Genomic DNA, 16,673 nt, shown 5'->3' on the forward strand with positions numbered 1-16,673 from the left:
CGGCCGCTTATAAGCGGCCGCGGGCTCCCTCAGTTCTATCTTTAAATACTACATCGCCGGCGGCGGTCTGCAATACCTACTCCCGGTATCGTTCGGCCGCTTCACGAACCGACCCGCGCACAATACCGAGTAGCGCCGCCGCTCCGCGAGTCGCGTCGAAACGAGAGAACCGCAAAACGCGTCTCGTCGGTTCGAAAACGTGAACCGGTGTTAGCGGGCCGCGGCGGCGACGCGCTCGCGCTCCTCCTTCTGCGAGATGGAGTAAGAGGCGTTCGCGTCGTAATCGGCGGCGGCGATCAGCTCGTTGGCGAGCGCGTCGGCGGCGGACGTGCTCGACTTGTACGTCGCGCTGGCGACGCCGTCGGAGATGAACAACAGCGCCTGGTCGACGCGGCGCTGGGGCGCGACGTCGACCGCCTTCGGGACGGAGATCCCGCCGTACTTCAGGCGGACGGTCTCCTCGCGTGGCGCGGCGTTCTCGACGGCCGTGACGAGAATCTGAACCGGGTTCTCCTCGGTCCGTTCGTGGACGATGTCGAAGGCGTCACGAACGATCCGCGTCGCCTGCTGTTTCTTCCCCGTGTTCTCATCGGTCTGCATCAGGCGATTGATCAGGCGCTCGACCAAGGAGATCTCGCTTTTCTTGAACTGCTTGGACGCGTGACGTCCCATGGTGTGTGCGATGGGCGTCACGGTCATGTACCGCTTCGTCGAGGGATCCTCGTAGGCGATCTCGGTAACGTCCCAGACGCCGAACAACTGCGCGTTCTCGTTGGCGGCCTCGCTGGCGGCGGGCGCGTCAGGCTCCGGCTCGTCGGCGGCGACGTCCGCGTCGGACTCCGCCTCGGCTTCCTCCCCGCTCATCTGACGGGCTTCTCCGCGTTTCCGCGAACCAGTTCGATCATCGAGACTCCGTTGACCTTCTCGACTTTGTAATTGACGCCGGAGAGGTCGCCCATCGCGCGACCCTTTGCGCCGCCGATCCCGGCGATCGTGACCTCGTCGTGCTCGTCGATGAACGAGATGGCACCGTCACCGGGACAGAACGCGGTGACCTGCTTCCCGTTCTTGATGAGCTGCACGCGGACGCACTTTCGAATCGCCGAATTCGGCTGCTTTGCCTCGATTCCGACCTTCTCCAGGACGATCCCGCGGGCTTGCGGGGCTCCCTCGAGGGGGTCGGACTTCTTCTTGAGCCCGCGCTCTCGCCGAGCGTACTCGGAGTCGGACCAGCGACGCTTCTGCCGGTCCTGTTTGAGCTTACGGGCCGCGTATTTGCCGTTCGCCATCGTACTTCCACTTCCAAGCGAAGCTACTTAAGCGTCGTCTTTCGGTGCGACGAAACGCCCTCAGATCGCTCGAACGGTACCTCTCGTCCGTTCTGAGAGTGTTTCTTCGGTCTCGCCGAGCGCAAAGGACGGCTGCTCGTTCCCGCTGAGACGGTAAGCGGACGCGAGCGGCCGTCGTTGGCGTCGTTGAGATAGTTTCATCTTTGTCGCTTGGCGTCTCGCTCGGCCCGCCGTGTGGATCACTTGTTCGCGGTATCCCGGGCGTTCCGGGCGTCTGCCGCCCAGTCGGGCTCCGGTATTTCCGCGCCAGGGTCGCGGTAGTCGATACCGACGTCGACGGTCGCCGTCCGCCCGTCGTGTTTGCCCTCCCACGACTGCTCGAGCCGAGGGACGACGCCCGACTCGAATACGTGCAGCGTTGCCGATGCGGTCTCTATCGACTCAGGAATGGTCCGATCGCCGTCGAAGGCGTCGGCCGTGAATCGAGCGGTTCGATCACCGCGAACCTCGCTCCCACCGTCGCTCGCCATGTTCCAGCGGTTCAGCCCCTCGTACTCCGCAGCTCCGTTCGCGGTCTCGCCCTCGACGCGGATCCCCGTCAGGGCCTCCGAGCGCATCGCCTCGGTGAGCCGATCGGCCGAGCGATCGACCGATTGCCGGTCGTACTGGGTCTCCTCGCCGATCACCTGCCGGATCAGCGCTTCGCCCTCAGCGATGTACAGCTCTGAGACGTCCGTCTCCTCGGTCTGGGTCAGTTCCTGTCGCACGTACCAGCGTCCGTTGGTCAGATCGTATCCGGACTCGTACTCCTGCGTGGGGAGCCACGGGGCGGGTTCTTCGTCGCCGTCGTGACTCGTCTCCGCGGTCGAGAAGAGGGTGACTCCGCCGGCATCTACGAGCGTTTCGACGTGGCTCTCGGCGAGCGTATCGAGCGCGAGTTCGTCTCCCTCGCGCCACTCGGCGTCGGCGAACGGTCGATCGGTCCCCGAGTCCGTGCAGCCGGCGGTCCCCACGGCGGTCACGGTGCCCAGCGCGGCGAGAAAGCGTCTCCGATCCATGCGCCGAGAAACGGCCCGGTCGGCAAAAGGTCGCGGGTTTCGTTCAACGATCGCGAGTCGTCACGTTAGCTGGATGTCGTCGATGTCGTGGTGACGCTTCGCCAGCGTCCGCGCCGTCTCGATGTTCCTCCCGTCCGCGCCGATGGCGACGCCCCGATCCGGGTCCGGCACCTCGACGTACGCGACGCGGTCGTTCTGCTCCGAGATCGTCACCGCGTTGACCGCGGCGGGCGAGAGCGCGCTCGCGACGAACGCCTCGGTTGTGTCGGCGTCTTCGACCAGTTCGATCGACTTATCGAGCCGACGCTCCGCTTCCTCGACGGTCTCACCGGCCTGTCCGATCGCGGCGGCCATCTCACCGGCCGGTACGAGGAACACGAGCCGGTCGCCCTCCACGAGGCAGTCCTTCGGCGCGACCCCGGTCAGTTCGTCGAACCGACCGATGTATCGCCTCGCCTCGTCGGAGAGCTCGACGTACATTAGTCGTCGCCGACGACGCGCGACCCCATCCGCAGGTCGACGTCACCCGTACCGAGCGAGATCGGCTTCCCGGCGATGACGTTCTCGATGACGCCGTCGAGTTCGTCGTACTCGCCGTGGATCGCCGCGTCGAGCAGGTGATTGACCGTCACCTCGAACGCCGCGCGCGCGAGCACGGAATCCTTCGAACCCGAGATGCCGTGACGACCGATCGAGTCTATCTCGCCGTTGTTCGTCATGATGTCGGCCACGAGCATGAGGTGACGAACGTTCACGTCGTCGAGCCCTTGCTCTTCGAGCGTGTTCTTCGTCTCGTCGATGATCGTTTCGCGGGCCGCCTCGACGCCGAGATTGCGGTAGATCTCGTGGATGTTGTTACACGTCGTGCGCGAGGCGTCGACGCCCTCGATGTCGAGGGTGTCGCCGAACGCCGATCCCTCGGTGTAGAGGACGAACTCCTCGTCGCCGTCGATCTCCTCTTTCCGGATGACGACGCGCTCGATCTCCTCTATCCCCTTGAACACGATGTCGCGGAGTTGCTCGACGAGCTGGAGTAGCTCGCGGTAGCTCGGCTCGTTCGGACCGAACTCCACGATGGTTCCCGACTGCCGGGCGTCGACGCCGAGCGAGTCCTCGATGGTCTCCGCGATGATCGCGGCGACCTCGGACGGGTCAGAGTGGGTCGGCCACCGTTCGAGGAGGGTGTCGTCGTTCAGGTCGATCCGCACCAGCATGTCCGCGACGTTCGTCGACACGTCGCCGAGCGCGAGGATTCGCGTCGCCTCGATAGACCAGACGACCTCGTGGGCCTTCTGGCGGTCCGTCGCGTACTCGCCCTCGAGATGCACGGTCATCATCGGCGTGTCCGGCGTCTTCCGGGCGTCCACCAGTTCGATGAGCCGGGGGAGCCCCTGGGTGACGTCGATCTCCGCGACGCCGGCGTAGTGGAACGTGTTCATCGTCATCTGCGTCCCGGGTTCACCGATCGACTGTGCAGAGACGGTCCCGACGGGGTCCAGGGGATCGACCCGCGTCTCGACGTAGCGGTTCTCGACGCCGGTCGCGATGTCGGTGGCCTGCTCGACGGTGACCTCGCCGGTCTCCTCGGTCTTCCGATCGATCGCCCCGTACACCTCGTCTTTCAGGCGGGCGGGCAGCTCCGTGGCCTCCACGACCGCCTCCATGTCGTCGGTGACGTGGTCGTACTCAGTCATCCGACTCCACCCCCGCGGCCTTGTTCAGTCCGGGTCCAGCGTGCTCCGAGAGGTTCGTCGGCGGCGCGCGCTCGCCGAGGAACCGCTCCTTCTCGTCGGCGGAGTCGAACTCGGCGTCGACCACGCGGTCGACGATGTCGTCGACGTCGATACCGTCGCCCTCGCCGGAGGAGACCTTGACCGGAGAGGTGCCGTCCTCGCCGAACTCGAACTGCACGATCCGGCCCGAGGTGTCTCGGACCGTACCGTCGTACTGCGCCTCCAGTTCCGACAGCGCGTTGATGAGCCGGCGTTGGAGGTAACCGGACTTCGAGGTCCGGACCGCCGTGTCGACGAGCCCCTCGCGGCCGCCCATCGCGTGGAAGAAGAACTCCTCGGGCGTGAGCCCTCCGCGGTAGGAGTTCTCCACGAAGCCGTGCGCCTCCGCGGACAGGTCGTTCTCGCGGTAGTGCGAGAGCGTCCGGTCCTCATAGCCGCGGTTGATCCGCTCGCCGCGAACCGCCTGCTGGCCGACGGAGCCGGCCATCTGCGTCAGGTTCAGCATCGAGCCACGCGCGCCCGAGCGAGCCATCACGACCGCCGGGTTGTCGTCGCCGAAGTGCTGGTCGGCGATCTCGCCGGCCGAGTCGCGGGCCTTCCCGAGCGTCTGCATGATCTTCATCTCCAGCGTCTCGTCGACGCCGCGGCCCGGTAGTGACTCCAGTTCACCGGCCTCGTACGTCGCGATCAGCTCCTGGACGCGCTCGTACGCGCTGTCGATCGCGTCGTCGACCTGTTCTTCGGCCTCCGGCGGGATCGATTCGTCGTCGATCCCGATCGAGAACCCGAAGTGCATGATCGCACGCATCGCGAGCGAGGCGATCTCGTTGATGAACACGCGCGAGCGCGTCTCGCCGTACTCCTTCGTGAGGGTGTCCACGACCTCGCCGCCGAACGCGCCGACGGCGTCCTCGTCGATCGTCCCCTCGACGAGCTGACCGCCCTCGATGACGACGTCGTCGCCGGTCGAGGAGGTGAACTCCAGCGAGAGGTCGTCGGGGAGGAGCTCCGAGAACAGCGTCTGGCCGGTCCAGAACTCGCGGCCGTCGTCGTCGACGCCGTCCGCCTCGGGCAGTTCGTCCACTCGGGTCGCCCGCAGCAGGTCCAGCGCCTGCGTCTCGGTGAATTCGGGATTCGAGTGCGTGAGCAGGTACGTCCCGGAGATGTGGTCCTGGATCGCGCCGATGATGTTCCCGCCGAACCGCGGCGAGAGGATCTGCTCTTGGACGCGCATGAGGACGCGTGCCTCCGCGCGCGCCTCCTCGTTCTGGAGCGCGTGCATGTTCATCTCGTCGCCGTCGAAGTCGGCGTTGTACGGCGGACAGACGACGGTGTTGAGCCGGAACGTCTTGTACGGCATCACCACGACCTCGTGGGCCATAATGGACATCCGGTGGAGCGACGGCTGCCGGTTGAAGATCACGATGTCGCCGTCGACGAGATGTCGGTTCACCTCCCAGTCGGCTTCGATCTTCTCGGCGAGCTCCTCGCAGTTCTTCTCGGTCACCTTCAGCCGCCGCCCATCGGGCCGACGGACGTAGTTCGCGCCGGGATGCGCCTCCGGTCCGTTACGGACGTACTGGCGCGCCTCCTCGACGTTGCGCTCGGTGACGTTGAGCGTCTGAGTCATCTCCTTTGCGACCCGGTCCGGGACGCCGACCTCGTTCAGGCTCAGGGTCGGGTCGGGCGAGATGACGGTCCGCGCGGAGAAGTTGACGCGTTTCCCCGACAGCGAGCCGCGGAAACGACCTTCCTTACCCTTCAGCCGCTGGCTGAGCGTCTTGAGGGGTCGGCCGGAGCGGTGCCGAGCCGGGGGCGTTCCGCTGATCTCGTTGTCGACGAACGTGGTGACGTGGTACTGAAGGAGTTCCCAGAGGTCCTCGATGATGAGTTGCGGGGCACCCGCCTCGCGGTTCTCCATGAACCGCTGGTTGATCCGGATGATGTCGACCAGCTTGTGCGTGAGGTCGTCTTCGGAGCGCTGGCCGTTGTCGAGCGTGATGGAGGGACGCGTCGTGACCGGCGGAACGGGGAGGACGGTCAGGATCATCCACTCCGGGCGGGAGTGCTCGGAGTCGATGCCCAGCACCTCCAAGTCCTCGTCCGGGATGTCCTCGAACCAGTCGCGGATATCCGAGGGCATCAGCTTGTTCATGTCCTCCTCGGTGAGGTCGATGTCGAGCGCCGACTCGATGGCACGGCGGTCCTCCTTGCGCGGGCGGAACTCGCCGGCCATGATATCGTTGATCCGATCGAGCGCGATGTCGGTCTCCTCGGCGAGCTCCTGCGGCGAGGTACCGGGCTCGTCCTCCTCCTCGTCGGGCTGCATCGCGGCCGCGATTCGCTCGGAGTACTCGCCCGAGAGCACGTCTTGGACCTCGTAGTACGTGGTCGGCTTCTCGTGTTTGATGTCCGCCTGCGGCTCGCCGCAGAACGGACACGTCGACGCCTTCCGGGCCTGCCGAACGGCCGCCTTCAACACGTCGTGTTCGTCGTCGCCGAGCTCCTTCGCTCGCTCGTAGCGGTCGCGGAACTCGTCGCGCTGCGCCTCGTCCAAGGCGAGTTTGCCGCACTCCCGACACGTCGAGCGGAGTAGCCGCCGGATGAGCTTGGTAAAGCCCACGTGGATGACGGGGGCCGCGAGTTCGATGTGACCGAAATGACCGTTACAGGAACCGGAGTGCGACCCGCAGGTCCGACACTCCAGACCGGGGTCGATAACGCCCAGTCGCGGGTCCATCAGTCCCATGTCGATCGGGTAACCGTCGTCGTCGTACGTGTCGGCCGTGATCACCTTCGTCGCGGACATGTCCCGGTACGTCTCCGGGTCCATGAGGCCGAAGTCGATGCCGCCGAGCACTTTCGGTGTTTGCATTGACATTTAAATCGCGTCCTCCAGTTCGAGCTTCGGTCGGATGCCCAGGGCGATCATCTCGTCGAGGAGGAGCTTGAACGCGTAGCTCACCTCGAGCTCGTGGATGTCGTCTTCGTCGCCCGTGACGGGATCGTACACCCGGCGCTGTTCGCGGTCTTCGACGGCGACGAGTCCGGTCTCCGCGGAGACGTGTACCGTCTCGGCGTCGGAGGACTCCAACAGTCGCTCGTTGAGCACCATCGACGCGCCGTGGCCGATGATCGTGTCGCGCTCCATCTCCCCGACGCGCAGGCCGCCCTCGCGGGCGCGCCCCTCGGTCGGCTGTCGGGTGAGTACCTGCACCGGACCGCGCGAGCGGGCGTGGAGCTTGTTCGACACCATGTGGTACAGCTTGTGGTAGAAGATCGTCCCGACGAAGATCTCCGCGTCGATCTTCTCGCCGGTGACGCCGGAGTACATGACCTCCTTGCCGGAGGACTTGAACCCGTGCTCTTCCAGCCCACCACGGAGCTCCTCTTCGTCCTCGCCCTGGAACGGCGTCCCGTCGACCCGCGAGCCGCGCAGCGAGCCGACCTTCCCGCCGAGCATTTCCAGCACGTGCCCGACCGTCATCCGGGAGGGCAGCGCGTGCGGGTTCATCACGAGGTCGGGGACGACTCCCTCCTCCGTGAACGGCATGTCCTCCTGGGGCGCGAGGTGACCCACGACGCCCTTCTGTCCGTGCCGTGACGCGAACTTGTCGCCCAGCTCGGGGACGCGCTGGTCGCGCACCTTCACCTTCGAGAGCTTCGAACCGTCCTCACCCTCCATCAGCGTCACCGTGTCGACGACGCCCGATTCCCCCGAGCGCATCGTCACGCTCGTCTCCCGACGCTTCTGCGGCGAGAGGCCGCCCATGTCGTCGGGCTCTTCCAGGAAGCGCGGCGGGCTGGTCTTGCCGAGCAGGACCGAGGATTCGTCCACCTTCGTCTCCGGATTGACGAGACCGTCCTCGTCGAGGTGGGTGTACGCGTCCTCGCCGCGTGCGCCGCGGACGTCCTGGTCCGGGATCTCGAAGCGGTCCTCCTGTCCACCGGGGTACCGCCGCTCCTCGCCCTCGTAGGTCCGGAAGAAGTGCGAACGGGTGAGCGCCCGGTCGACGGAACCCTGGTTCATCACCAGCGCGTCCTCGATGTTGAATCCCTCGTACGACATCACGGCGACGACGAAGTTCTGGGCCGCCGGCCGCTTGTCGAAGCTGATCTGGTCGGACGTCTGCGTCTTCACCATCGCCAGCTGCGGGTAGTGCAGCAGGTGCTGACGCGTGTCCGGCCGGATCCGATAGTTGGCGGAGGGGAGTCCGAGCGACTGCTTCATCATCCCCGCGCCCATCGTAATCCGGGGGCTCGCGTTGTGCTCGGGGTACGGAATCATCCCCGCGCCGATACCGAACACGAGCTGCGGGTCGATCTCGAGGTGCGTGTGGTCCTCGGACACGTCCTCCTCGTCGACGGCGACGAGGATGTCCTCCTCCTCCTCGGCGTCGATGAATTCGACGTAGCCGCGATCGACGAGATCCTCGAACTCCACGTCGCCCCGTTCGAGCGCGTCGATCTCCTCGTCCCCAAGGAGCGGTTCGCCGTTCTCGACGACGATCAGCGGACGGCGGGCGCGTCCCGCGTCAGCGTTGACGATCACTTCCTGGGTTCGGTCCTTGACCGAGACGTTCACCATCTCCGAGACGTCGCCGCGTCGACGCGCCTCGCGGATCTGTTCGGCGAGTGCCTCGGGGTCCGGATGGGTCCCCACGAGGCTCCCGTTGACGTACACCTTCGCTTCGCGTTCTGCCTGAGCCATGTTAGTCGTCCGCCGTCTGTCGTTCGACGCCCTCGATGCCGGGGATCCCCTCGACACCCATCGACGCCAGTTCTCGCTTCAGTCCCTGTTCGTCCTCGACGGTCTGTGAGAGCTCCATCGCCTGCGCGAAGTTCTTCACGAGCCCGCAGTTCGGCCCCTCCGGGGTCTCGGAGGGACAGATACGACCCCACTGGGTCGCGTGAAGGTCCCGCGCCTTGAAGTGCGGCTGCGAGCGCGACAGCGGCGACCGCAGGCGACGCAGGTGCGAGAGCACGCCCATGTAGTCCGTTCGGTCGACGAGCTGGGAGACGCCCGAGCGCCCACCGACCCAGTTGCCCGTCGCGATCGGGTGTTCGAGGCGCTCGGTAAGCACGTCCGAGCGGACGACCGTGTTTACGGTGAGCTGCCGGTTCCGCATGTTTGCGCGCTCCAGCTGGTACTTCACGTCGCGCGCCAGCTTGTTCAGGGCGGTCCGGAACAGGTCGCGCATCAGATCGCCGGAGACCTTCAGGCGCTTGTTTGCGTAGTGGTCCTTGTCGTCGGACTCGCGGCGGTCCAAGGCGAGTTCGAAGCACGCCTCGGCCATCCGGCAGAGGTAGTACGCCTTGTTGATCCGGACGTCTTCCTCGTCGACGCCCTCTTCGTGGAGGTGCGGGAGGAGGTAGCGGTCGATGACGTAGTTCGCCCGCTTGAGCTGGTAGTTCTTCCCCTGTCCGCTCGCGACGCGCTCGCCGAGGGTCTCGATGGCCTCCTCGGTCGTCTGCACGTCGGCTTCCTCCAAGTTCTCCAGCATGAACTTCACGATCTCGGGGTCGTCCGAGACGCGGTGGACGATCTCCTCGTCTGATTCGAGTCCGAGCGCGCGCACGAGGGTCACGAAGTCTATCGAGCCCGAAACGGACGGGAACGACACTTCGAGCAGCCCCTCGCGGTTGCGCTCACAGAGCACCAGCGCGCGGTACCCGCGGCGCTGGGAGAACGTCTTCGCGACCTGGATCTCGTCGCCGTACTTCGAATCGTACTCGGCGAGAATCTTGTTCGGCGCGAGGTCCTCCGAGGTCATCAGCACGCGCTCGGAGCCGTTGACGATGAAGTAGCCGCCTGGGTCGACGGGGTCTTCGCCGATGTCGATGAGTTCCTCGTCGGAGAAGCCGGCCATGTTGCACTTGTTCGACCCGACCATGATCGGCATTCGGCCGACCTTCGTTTCGGTCGTGTCGACGACCTGCTCGGGTTCCTCTTCGCCGCCGCGCACGATGGACATCTCCATGAACACGGGCGCGGAGTAGGTGATGTTCCTGAGCCGAGCCTCCTGCGGGTACAGCAACTCCTCGGAGCCGTCGGCTTCGCGGACGCGCGGAGTGACCATCCGCACGTCGCCGAGTTCGACGTAGACGGGCTCTTGGCCTTCCTTGTCTCCGATGTCGGTTTCGATCGTCTCCTTTTCGTCGACGACCTCCTGCATTCCTCGGTCGAGGAAGTTGTTGAACGATCGGAAGTGGTGTTCGGCGAGCCGTTCGTCCGAGAAGTACTCGCGTGACACCACGCGTCGGTCTTGCCTGTTCATGAGACGACTAATCGGTACACGACTGCCTCCTCGGTCGTGCGGGAGTTTCGAACGATCTTCACCACGTCGCCGACCTCTGCCTCGTCGGGGAGCGCGGGATCCGTACGTTTGATCTTCGGTAGGTTCGTCCGCTTCACGTCGTACTCCGCCAGGACCTCGTCGATCTCGTCGGCGTCGAGAAGGACGTGATCCGGGACGAGTTCGTGTTGGCTTACGTCTACCATGGGTGGTGGTTATTGAGAGAAGCTATCACGAGATACTACAGATCGCTATATGCGCCAACGGCATAAGACTTACCAACCACGTCCGCCGCGCACGGCTCACGACGACGGGGGCGTACGATACTCCTACTCATGCGGGTATCACACAAAAGCGTACCGCCGCGATCGCTCTCGCGACACCCCGCCGTCCCCTGTCACCGGTCACCACCGTCGCCGACGATGACAAGCCTTATTTGCCAGACAGGGGTACGAACGAGTGCGACAAGCCCGGATGGTGTAGTGGCCCATCATACGACCCTGTCACGGTCGTGACGCGGGTTCAAATCCCGCTCCGGGCGTCCCCTCTTCGGGGCGCTGTCGCTGTTTGCCCGGATGGTGTAGTGGCCCATCATACGACCCTGTCACGGTCGTGACGCGGGTTCAAATCCCGCTCCGGGCGTATTCTGTCGCCGCCGACTACGAGTGAGGAGCGGAGCAACGAGCGAGTCCGACGGCGGCGAATCGTTTCATAGGGATTTGAACCAGGGAGAGGAGCGAGCGAAGCGAGCGGAACGACTGGGGTTCAAATCCCGCTCCGGGCGTCTTTCTCGGTCGCAACAACGAACGAGGAGCGACGGGAGTCGGTGTTTTTCGCCCCTGGAACACAGCCTCGCCCTCGGCGGAATCAGTTGTCGGCGCTACAGCTCCAACAGCGATCGCAGCTCGTCGACCACGCTCTCCGTCTTCTCGTCCGGTCCGTCGTCCCCCTCCACCGGCGTTCGCCCGTCGTACGTCTCGTGGACCATCGAGACGCCCTCGGCGAGCGTGTCGAGCCCGTACCCTCCCTCGAGAACGTAGGCCTCGGCTGCGCCGACGTCGTCGGCGACCGTCCGTATCCGGTCGGTCATCAGCGCGTATCCCTCCGAAGAGACGCGCATCCGCGAGATCGGGTCGTGTCGATGCGCATCGAACCCGGCCGATACTATCACGAGATCCGGACCGAACCGGTCGAGAGCCGGGGCGATCGCTTCGTCGATAGCGTAGAGGTAGTCGGCGTCGCCCGCGCCGGCGGCGAGGGGGAGATTCACCGTGGTTCCCTCCCCCTCGCCGCCGCCGATCTCGTCGATCTCGCCGGTGTCGGGGTAGAGTCCCTTCTCGTGGATCGACGCGTAGAGCACGTCCTTGCGGTCGTAGAACACGTCCTGCGTGCCGTTTCCGTGGTGGACGTCCCAGTCGAAGATCGCGACGCGGTCCGCGGCCCCTTCGTCGAGGACGGTCTGGGCCGCGATCGCGGCGTTGTTGAAGAAACAGAATCCCATCGCGTCGTCGGGCACCGCGTGGTGGCCCGGCGGGCGGCCGATCGCAAACGGCGTGTTCCGGCCGTCCGCCCCGTCAAGCGCGGACCGCGCCGCCCACTGTGCGAGGCCGGCCGAGGTGAGCGCAGCATCCCAGGTCCTCTCGCTGGCGACGGTGTCGGGATCCCAGCTTCCGCCGCCGTCGTCGACAAACGCCTCCAGTTCGTCCACGTACCCCTCGTCGTGGACGGCGATGACCTCCTCGCGCCTCGCCGGATCCGCGTCGGTGTACTCGACGCCGTGGCGTTTCGCCAGTCCTCGACGGATCGCGCGCAGCCGGTCCGGGTTCTCCGGGTGTCGCTCCCCCGTGTCGTGTGCGAGACACCGCTCGCTGTAGCCGAACCGCATCTACTCGAACAGCGCGAAATACGTCTCGATATCCTCGGCCTGTACGGTCCGCCGGTCGGCGTGACGCGCGAGCGTCGCTGCAGCGCTCGCGACGTTGTCGGCGTAATCCTCCAAGATATCGGCCAACGCGATCCGCGCGTCGACGCCCACGCGGTATCGGTCGTCGATCCGAAGCCGAGCGATCCGATCGATGGGCGCGACGGGCAGCGTGAGGCCCTCTCGACTGATCACCTGCTCGACGCCGAAATCCGACGCCATCAGGGTCTTTCGATCGTCTTCAGTTGCTCGCTCGGCCGCGTCGATCGCCAGCTCAGCGCCGTGCGCTTGGATACGGCGGGCCAACTCCTCGGCGGCGTCCGCGCTGACGCGGAGCTCCCCGGCGTTCCGCCGGATGATCCCGTCGACCGGCGCGAACGGCAACTCGACACTCATACACACAGTCGCGTCCGTGTACCGTATAACGCTTTCCGTTACCGGCGTCTCCGCCCCCGAGCGGCGGCGTCGCGGCTACTCAACGCCTCGATGCGAACCGACGCCGATCGGCGGCGTCTCGGACGGTCAGCGCCTTCGACGCTTCCGGGACGTTCGCGGTCGCGAACACCGATCCGACAGGAACTACCACAGACCGACAGGAACTACCACAGACCGACCGGAATTGCTTCAGAAGACGTCGTCCGCGTGGAGCGTTCCGTCGCGCTCCGCGCCGCGAACCGTGATCTCCTCGCCCAGCCGTAGGTTCGCGTCCGTCTCGACGCTCTTCGTCCGCTGGCCGTCGTCCAACACGACTGGGTCTCCGGTCTGCACGACCGTGCCCGTGAATTCGACCTCCCCCGCGTCGGCTTGCTCCGCGGTTGCCGTCGTCGCGCCCCCGCCGTCCGCGGTGACGACGTCGTCGGACGGTTCCGTCTCTCCGTCGTCGGCGAACGCGCCGAGTCCCGTCTCGCCTCCGCCGGTCCCGTCGCTTCCCGACCGGTCAGGGGTATCGCTCCCGCTTCCCGCGCCGGCCGCTTCGCTTCCGTCGTCCAGCACGCTGACGGTTGAGCGCCAGTTGGCGGACGCCTCGAGGTCGTCCTGCCAGCCGTCTTGAATCTCGATGTCGGTGAAGACGATGCGGTCGGCGAGGTCGATATCCCGGTCGGCCTTGTCCCCCCACAGGGCGACGCGAATCTCCCCCGTCTCGTCTTTGATCCGGACGTTTCGAACCTGCCCCTCGGAGCCGTCGTCGCGGTCGAAGGTCCGCACGGGGTCCGTCTCGATAACGCCGCCGCCGATATCGACGGTCTCGCCGATCTCCAGGTCGGCGATGTCGGTCGTCTCCGGAACGTACTCGACGTTCTCGTCGACGCGCTCGACGGTGCCGCGGTCGCCGACATGAAGCTCCAGATCGCCGTCGCGCTCGCGGACGTAGCCGTCGCCAACCTCGACGACCTCCCCGGCCTCGAACTCCTCGGCGAGGTCGGCTTTGCCGTCCCAGAGCGTCACGCGCACGCGGCCCGTCTCGTCGCCGACGGTGAGGTTTGCGACGCGTCCCTCGGAGCCGTCGTCGCGGTCGAACGTGCGGATCGAGTCCGTGTCGAGCACCTGTCCGACGAGATCCACGTCGGACGCGCCGAGAGAGAGGTCCTCGACCCGATAGGTGTCGAGCACCTGCACGTCGACCTCGGCGTCCTCGTCCGGTTCGACCTTGTCGGCGCTCACCTCCAGCCCGCTGTACCCCTCCTTCGGTCGGCCCATGACGCGGAGCACCTGTCCGACCTCCAGCTGTTCTTCGACCGCCACCGCCATCTCGTCCCACAGCGCGACCCGCACGGATCCGGACGCGTCCGCGACGTCGACGTTGCAGACGCGCCCCTCTTCGTCGTCTTCGTCGTCGCGCTCGAACGTCCGGATCTCGCCGATGGAGGTCACCTTTCCGAGGAACTTCACGTCGTTCATTCCCGGTTCGATGTCGGCGATCGTGTCGGCCTCCTCGTCGCGGAGCTCGTGGGCGATGAGCATCGCGGCGGTCTCATCGTCGGCGAGCCCGCCCATCTGTTCGACCTTGTCCTCGACGGCCGCCTCGAACTCCTCGAACTCGACGTCGGTGTCGAGATCCTCGTAGACGTCCTCTATCACTCCCATACGCGTACCACCACGGTTGTCGAGTCTGCGGATAAGCGTTGTCCTTGCGGGGGTTGTGCGGCCGTCTTCGCCCTCGCAGCCGGCCGTTTCCGCGGCGTCGCCGTCGCGGCTCGAATCCTCGTCATACCCGTCCATGGTCCCCGCCGATACAAAAGGTGTGCAATCCGGATCGGCGGATCGGTCCCCGTGTCGCTCAGCCGGGCGATCCAGTGCTCCACGAGCCCCGTCGATCATCACCGCGTCATCGGCCGGCATCGATTCGCGTCGCGTGCGATCCACCGCCACGCGACCCGTGGACCGTAACCGTCTTAAGTTCCACCGCGATACGCTAAGATGAGTCCTGGTAGGGTAGTGGACTATCCTCTTGGCTTGCGGAGCCAGGGACCGGAGTTCAAATCTCCGTCAGGACGTTTTTCGGATGCACAAACGGTGAGCATCGCGAGCCGTGCGTGCATCCGAAAACTCCCCGGTGATTTGAACCCTGCCAGTCACATGCAGCGAACGGCTGCCACTTGAAATGTTATTACCTTCGAGAATAATCTCTTCCCTGTCAATAATGCTATTGGTTCGCATACACGAGCAATTATTAATTCGATTGCTGTTCTCTGTGGGAGTACGTCCGAGCGGACCACTGCCGGGCGCAGACCGATGACCTCCCGCACCACCACTCCGACGCTCGACTCTTGGAAGAGCGTCGGATATCGGGTTCGCGGGGGGATCGTCGTTCGCTTCGACCTCGTCTCCGCGTAACCCCGACGCGGGGCGAAACGCGTTCGCCCATCGGAGCGAATCCCCCGCTTTCTCTCCCCACTTCCGACACGTAGGCCCGGTAGCTCAAGCGGCAGAGCCTCGGGGTGAGGAATCGACTCCCTCCCGGGTCCGTATGGCAGCACCACCCTGTCACCGCGCGATCGACGTCGCGCTCCGGTTGGCGGTCCCCCGCGACGCCGCGGGCGACCTCCACGCCGGGGTCCGATCCAAACTCGCCGGCTGCGACGACCTCGACGCGATCCTGCACGTCGACGTCGTCGGCCTCCAACCCCGACTCAACGACCTCACGGTCGATGTCGACGCCTCGCTCCGGCTCGCGCCGGACGCGGAGATCGACGACCTCATCGATATCGTCGGGGTCCACGAGGTTCGTCCGCGATAGCGGTCGCGGAGCCGCCGCTTCGCCGACGAAATCGCGATTCGATCCACGCGACGAGGCCGCCAACTGACGAATCGACTTCCACCACGGCGCGAGGGCTCGCGGCACGACGCGACAACACCACCCACCCCAGCCGCCTCACGACGATGTCACGAGACCACTTCCCCTCCGATCGACCCGCGTACACTCACCCGAGCGACGGTTCCGCTCCGTCCCCCCGACCACCGACGGTGACGGTGATCGCGATCCTCACGGTGATCCCCGTGCTGTCGATCCTCGCCGCCTCCTTTCCGATCGCGTCCGCGATCGCACTCGCAGCCCTCGTCGGCGTCGCCGCCGGCATCACTTTGCAGCGGCGGTGTCCCGAGATCCTCGATGAGATCCTGTCGCTCGACGCGGGAGATCCGGCCCCCGCCAGCGATCGTTGACCCGCCGACGCAACGAGCCTCACTCCTTATCCGTGGCCGCCTCCGAGGATCGGCATGACCGATCGCGAGCACGACTCCGGCGACGTCGCCGCCGCGATCTGTGCGGGCAGCGCTCTGTTCAACGAGGGCCACGCCCTCGCGGCGCACGAACCGTGGGAGGCCGCGTGGCTCCCGCTCGACGCCGACGGTGATGAGCGCGAGACGGCCGACGAGCGACTGCTTCACGGGCTGATCGCGTCCGCGGCGGCGACTCACCACGCCAGATCGGGAAACTGGTCCGGCGCGGTCGGCTGTGCGGGGAACGCGGTCGAATACCTGGACGCGATTGTCCCGGATCACCGCGACGTCGATGTCGGCTCCGTGATCCGGTGGTGCCGGCGACTCGCCGTCGATCCGGAGACGATCGAGCGCGCGAGCCCGCCGCCGGTTCGGATCGACGGCGAGTCGCCGGACTTCGGCGATCTCGACTTCACGGCGGCGTTGCTCGCCGCACCCGCGTTGGCGGGAGCGATCGCCGTCGGCGACGAGGAGACGATCGAAACGGCGGCGTCACTCGCGCGAACGGAGCGCGGTACGGGTCGAACCCGGTTCGCTGAGCTGCTGTTCGCGTTCCTCCGCGAACCGGAGACGCGGCCGCAGGTCGCTGCGCGACTCGCCGATCACGTGGAACTGGCCGACAGAAAACGCCGGGACGTCGATGACCTCTTTTGATT

15 protein-coding genes and 3 tRNA genes are annotated in these 16,673 nt (G+C 65.9%); 6 read left to right on the forward strand and 12 right to left on the reverse strand.

The genetic code is table 11. The features are described 5' to 3' along the window. Nucleotides 1–210: 210 nt before the first annotated feature. From ACFQEY_RS09430 to ACFQEY_RS09470, 9 genes are all read right to left on the reverse strand, one after another. Nucleotides 211–864 (reverse strand): 30S ribosomal protein S7, encoded by a 654-nt coding sequence (locus ACFQEY_RS09430; RefSeq protein ID WP_379767695.1) that lies wholly within the window; start codon nt 862–864, stop codon nt 211–213. Then, nucleotides 861–1,289, reverse strand: coding sequence for a 30S ribosomal protein S12 (locus tag ACFQEY_RS09435; RefSeq protein WP_004048726.1), 429 nt, complete (start codon nt 1,287–1,289; stop codon nt 861–863). The genes ACFQEY_RS09430 and ACFQEY_RS09435 overlap by 4 nt, the downstream gene beginning before the upstream one ends. 239 nt (nt 1,290–1,528) lie before the next feature. Next, on the reverse strand, nt 1,529–2,347 hold the full coding sequence (locus ACFQEY_RS09440) for a hypothetical protein (protein ID WP_379767698.1): 819 nt from the start codon (nt 2,345–2,347) through the stop codon (nt 1,529–1,531). Between the two features lie 60 nt (nt 2,348–2,407). After that, nucleotides 2,408–2,827 (reverse strand): NusA-like transcription termination signal-binding factor, encoded by a 420-nt coding sequence (locus ACFQEY_RS09445; protein WP_379767701.1) that lies wholly within the window; start codon nt 2,825–2,827, stop codon nt 2,408–2,410. Next, entirely contained in the window at nt 2,827–4,041 is a 1,215-nt protein-coding gene (gene rpoA2 / locus ACFQEY_RS09450; RefSeq protein ID WP_379767704.1) for a DNA-directed RNA polymerase subunit A'', read from the reverse strand. The genes ACFQEY_RS09445 and rpoA2 overlap by 1 nt, the downstream gene beginning before the upstream one ends. Beyond that, nucleotides 4,034–6,955, reverse strand: coding sequence for a DNA-directed RNA polymerase subunit A' (locus ACFQEY_RS09455; protein ID WP_379767707.1), 2,922 nt, complete (start codon nt 6,953–6,955; stop codon nt 4,034–4,036). The genes rpoA2 and ACFQEY_RS09455 overlap by 8 nt, the downstream gene beginning before the upstream one ends. A gap of 6 nt (nt 6,956–6,961) precedes the next feature. Beyond that, nucleotides 6,962–8,791 (reverse strand): DNA-directed RNA polymerase subunit B, encoded by a 1,830-nt coding sequence (gene rpoB, locus ACFQEY_RS09460; protein ID WP_379767710.1) that lies wholly within the window; start codon nt 8,789–8,791, stop codon nt 6,962–6,964. 1 nt (nt 8,792) lies between these two features. Next, on the reverse strand, nt 8,793–10,358 hold the full coding sequence (locus tag ACFQEY_RS09465) for a DNA-directed RNA polymerase subunit B'' (protein WP_379767712.1): 1,566 nt from the start codon (nt 10,356–10,358) through the stop codon (nt 8,793–8,795). Next, nucleotides 10,355–10,582, reverse strand: coding sequence for a DNA-directed RNA polymerase subunit H (locus ACFQEY_RS09470; RefSeq protein ID WP_123113668.1), 228 nt, complete (start codon nt 10,580–10,582; stop codon nt 10,355–10,357). Before ACFQEY_RS09470 ends, ACFQEY_RS09465 begins: the two co-directional genes overlap by 4 nt. A gap of 262 nt (nt 10,583–10,844) precedes the next feature. Here ACFQEY_RS09470 and ACFQEY_RS09475 point away from each other — a divergent pair. Further along, nucleotides 10,845–10,917 (forward strand) — tRNA-Asp (locus ACFQEY_RS09475). Between the two features lie 28 nt (nt 10,918–10,945). Further along, nucleotides 10,946–11,018 (forward strand) — tRNA-Asp (locus ACFQEY_RS09480). 238 nt (nt 11,019–11,256) lie between these two features. On the opposite strand, the gene ACFQEY_RS09485 is transcribed toward ACFQEY_RS09480, so the two are convergent. From ACFQEY_RS09485 to ACFQEY_RS09495, 3 genes are all read right to left on the reverse strand, one after another. Continuing rightward, nucleotides 11,257–12,261, reverse strand: a complete 1,005-nt coding sequence (locus ACFQEY_RS09485; RefSeq protein ID WP_379767715.1) for a histone deacetylase family protein — start codon at nt 12,259–12,261, stop codon at nt 11,257–11,259. After that, nucleotides 12,262–12,693 (reverse strand): histone, encoded by a 432-nt coding sequence (locus tag ACFQEY_RS09490; RefSeq protein WP_379767718.1) that lies wholly within the window; start codon nt 12,691–12,693, stop codon nt 12,262–12,264. 228 nt (nt 12,694–12,921) lie between these two features. Beyond that, nucleotides 12,922–14,382, reverse strand: coding sequence for a single-stranded DNA binding protein (locus ACFQEY_RS09495; RefSeq protein ID WP_379767721.1), 1,461 nt, complete (start codon nt 14,380–14,382; stop codon nt 12,922–12,924). Between the two features lie 337 nt (nt 14,383–14,719). On the opposite strand from ACFQEY_RS09495, the gene ACFQEY_RS09500 reads away from it, so the two are divergent. From ACFQEY_RS09500 to ACFQEY_RS09515, 4 genes are all read left to right on the forward strand, one after another. Then, nucleotides 14,720–14,792 (forward strand) — tRNA-Arg (locus tag ACFQEY_RS09500). 473 nt (nt 14,793–15,265) lie between these two features. Then, nucleotides 15,266–15,535 (forward strand): hypothetical protein, encoded by a 270-nt coding sequence (locus tag ACFQEY_RS09505; RefSeq protein WP_379767724.1) that lies wholly within the window; start codon nt 15,266–15,268, stop codon nt 15,533–15,535. Between the two features lie 143 nt (nt 15,536–15,678). Continuing rightward, complete coding sequence (locus ACFQEY_RS09510) at nt 15,679–15,960, forward strand: hypothetical protein (protein ID WP_379767726.1); 282 nt, start codon at nt 15,679–15,681, stop codon at nt 15,958–15,960. Nucleotides 15,961–16,014: 54 nt separating this feature from the next. Then, a complete protein-coding gene (locus tag ACFQEY_RS09515; RefSeq protein WP_379767729.1) occupies nt 16,015–16,671 on the forward strand; it encodes a DUF309 domain-containing protein in 657 nt (218 codons plus the stop codon). Nucleotides 16,672–16,673 lie beyond the last annotated feature (2 nt).

Source organism: Halorubrum trueperi (genome assembly GCF_042662525.1).
Lineage (GTDB): Archaea > Halobacteriota > Halobacteria > Halobacteriales > Haloferacaceae > Halorubrum > Halorubrum trueperi.

What these genes read in the sequence shown, in the direction of transcription:
- ACFQEY_RS09430 (WP_379767695.1), bottom strand. Translation starts at nt 864, where the DNA reads ATGAGCGGGGAGGAAGCCGAGGCGGAGTCCGACGCGGACGTCGCCGCC.
- ACFQEY_RS09435 (WP_004048726.1), bottom strand. Translation starts at nt 1,289, where the DNA reads ATGGCGAACGGCAAATACGCGGCCCGTAAGCTCAAACAGGACCGGCAG.
- ACFQEY_RS09440 (WP_379767698.1), bottom strand. Translation starts at nt 2,347, where the DNA reads ATGGATCGGAGACGCTTTCTCGCCGCGCTGGGCACCGTGACCGCCGTG.
- ACFQEY_RS09445 (WP_379767701.1), bottom strand. Translation starts at nt 2,827, where the DNA reads ATGTACGTCGAGCTCTCCGACGAGGCGAGGCGATACATCGGTCGGTTC.
- rpoA2 (WP_379767704.1), bottom strand. Translation starts at nt 4,041, where the DNA reads ATGACTGAGTACGACCACGTCACCGACGACATGGAGGCGGTCGTGGAG.
- ACFQEY_RS09455 (WP_379767707.1), bottom strand. Translation starts at nt 6,955, where the DNA reads ATGCAAACACCGAAAGTGCTCGGCGGCATCGACTTCGGCCTCATGGAC.
- rpoB (WP_379767710.1), bottom strand. Translation starts at nt 8,791, where the DNA reads ATGGCTCAGGCAGAACGCGAAGCGAAGGTGTACGTCAACGGGAGCCTC.
- ACFQEY_RS09465 (WP_379767712.1), bottom strand. Translation starts at nt 10,358, where the DNA reads ATGAACAGGCAAGACCGACGCGTGGTGTCACGCGAGTACTTCTCGGAC.
- ACFQEY_RS09470 (WP_123113668.1), bottom strand. Translation starts at nt 10,582, where the DNA reads ATGGTAGACGTAAGCCAACACGAACTCGTCCCGGATCACGTCCTTCTC.
- ACFQEY_RS09485 (WP_379767715.1), bottom strand. Translation starts at nt 12,261, where the DNA reads ATGCGGTTCGGCTACAGCGAGCGGTGTCTCGCACACGACACGGGGGAG.
- ACFQEY_RS09490 (WP_379767718.1), bottom strand. Translation starts at nt 12,693, where the DNA reads ATGAGTGTCGAGTTGCCGTTCGCGCCGGTCGACGGGATCATCCGGCGG.
- ACFQEY_RS09495 (WP_379767721.1), bottom strand. Translation starts at nt 14,382, where the DNA reads ATGGGAGTGATAGAGGACGTCTACGAGGATCTCGACACCGACGTCGAG.
- ACFQEY_RS09505 (WP_379767724.1), top strand. Translation starts at nt 15,266, where the DNA reads ATGGCAGCACCACCCTGTCACCGCGCGATCGACGTCGCGCTCCGGTTG.
- ACFQEY_RS09510 (WP_379767726.1), top strand. Translation starts at nt 15,679, where the DNA reads ATGTCACGAGACCACTTCCCCTCCGATCGACCCGCGTACACTCACCCG.
- ACFQEY_RS09515 (WP_379767729.1), top strand. Translation starts at nt 16,015, where the DNA reads ATGACCGATCGCGAGCACGACTCCGGCGACGTCGCCGCCGCGATCTGT.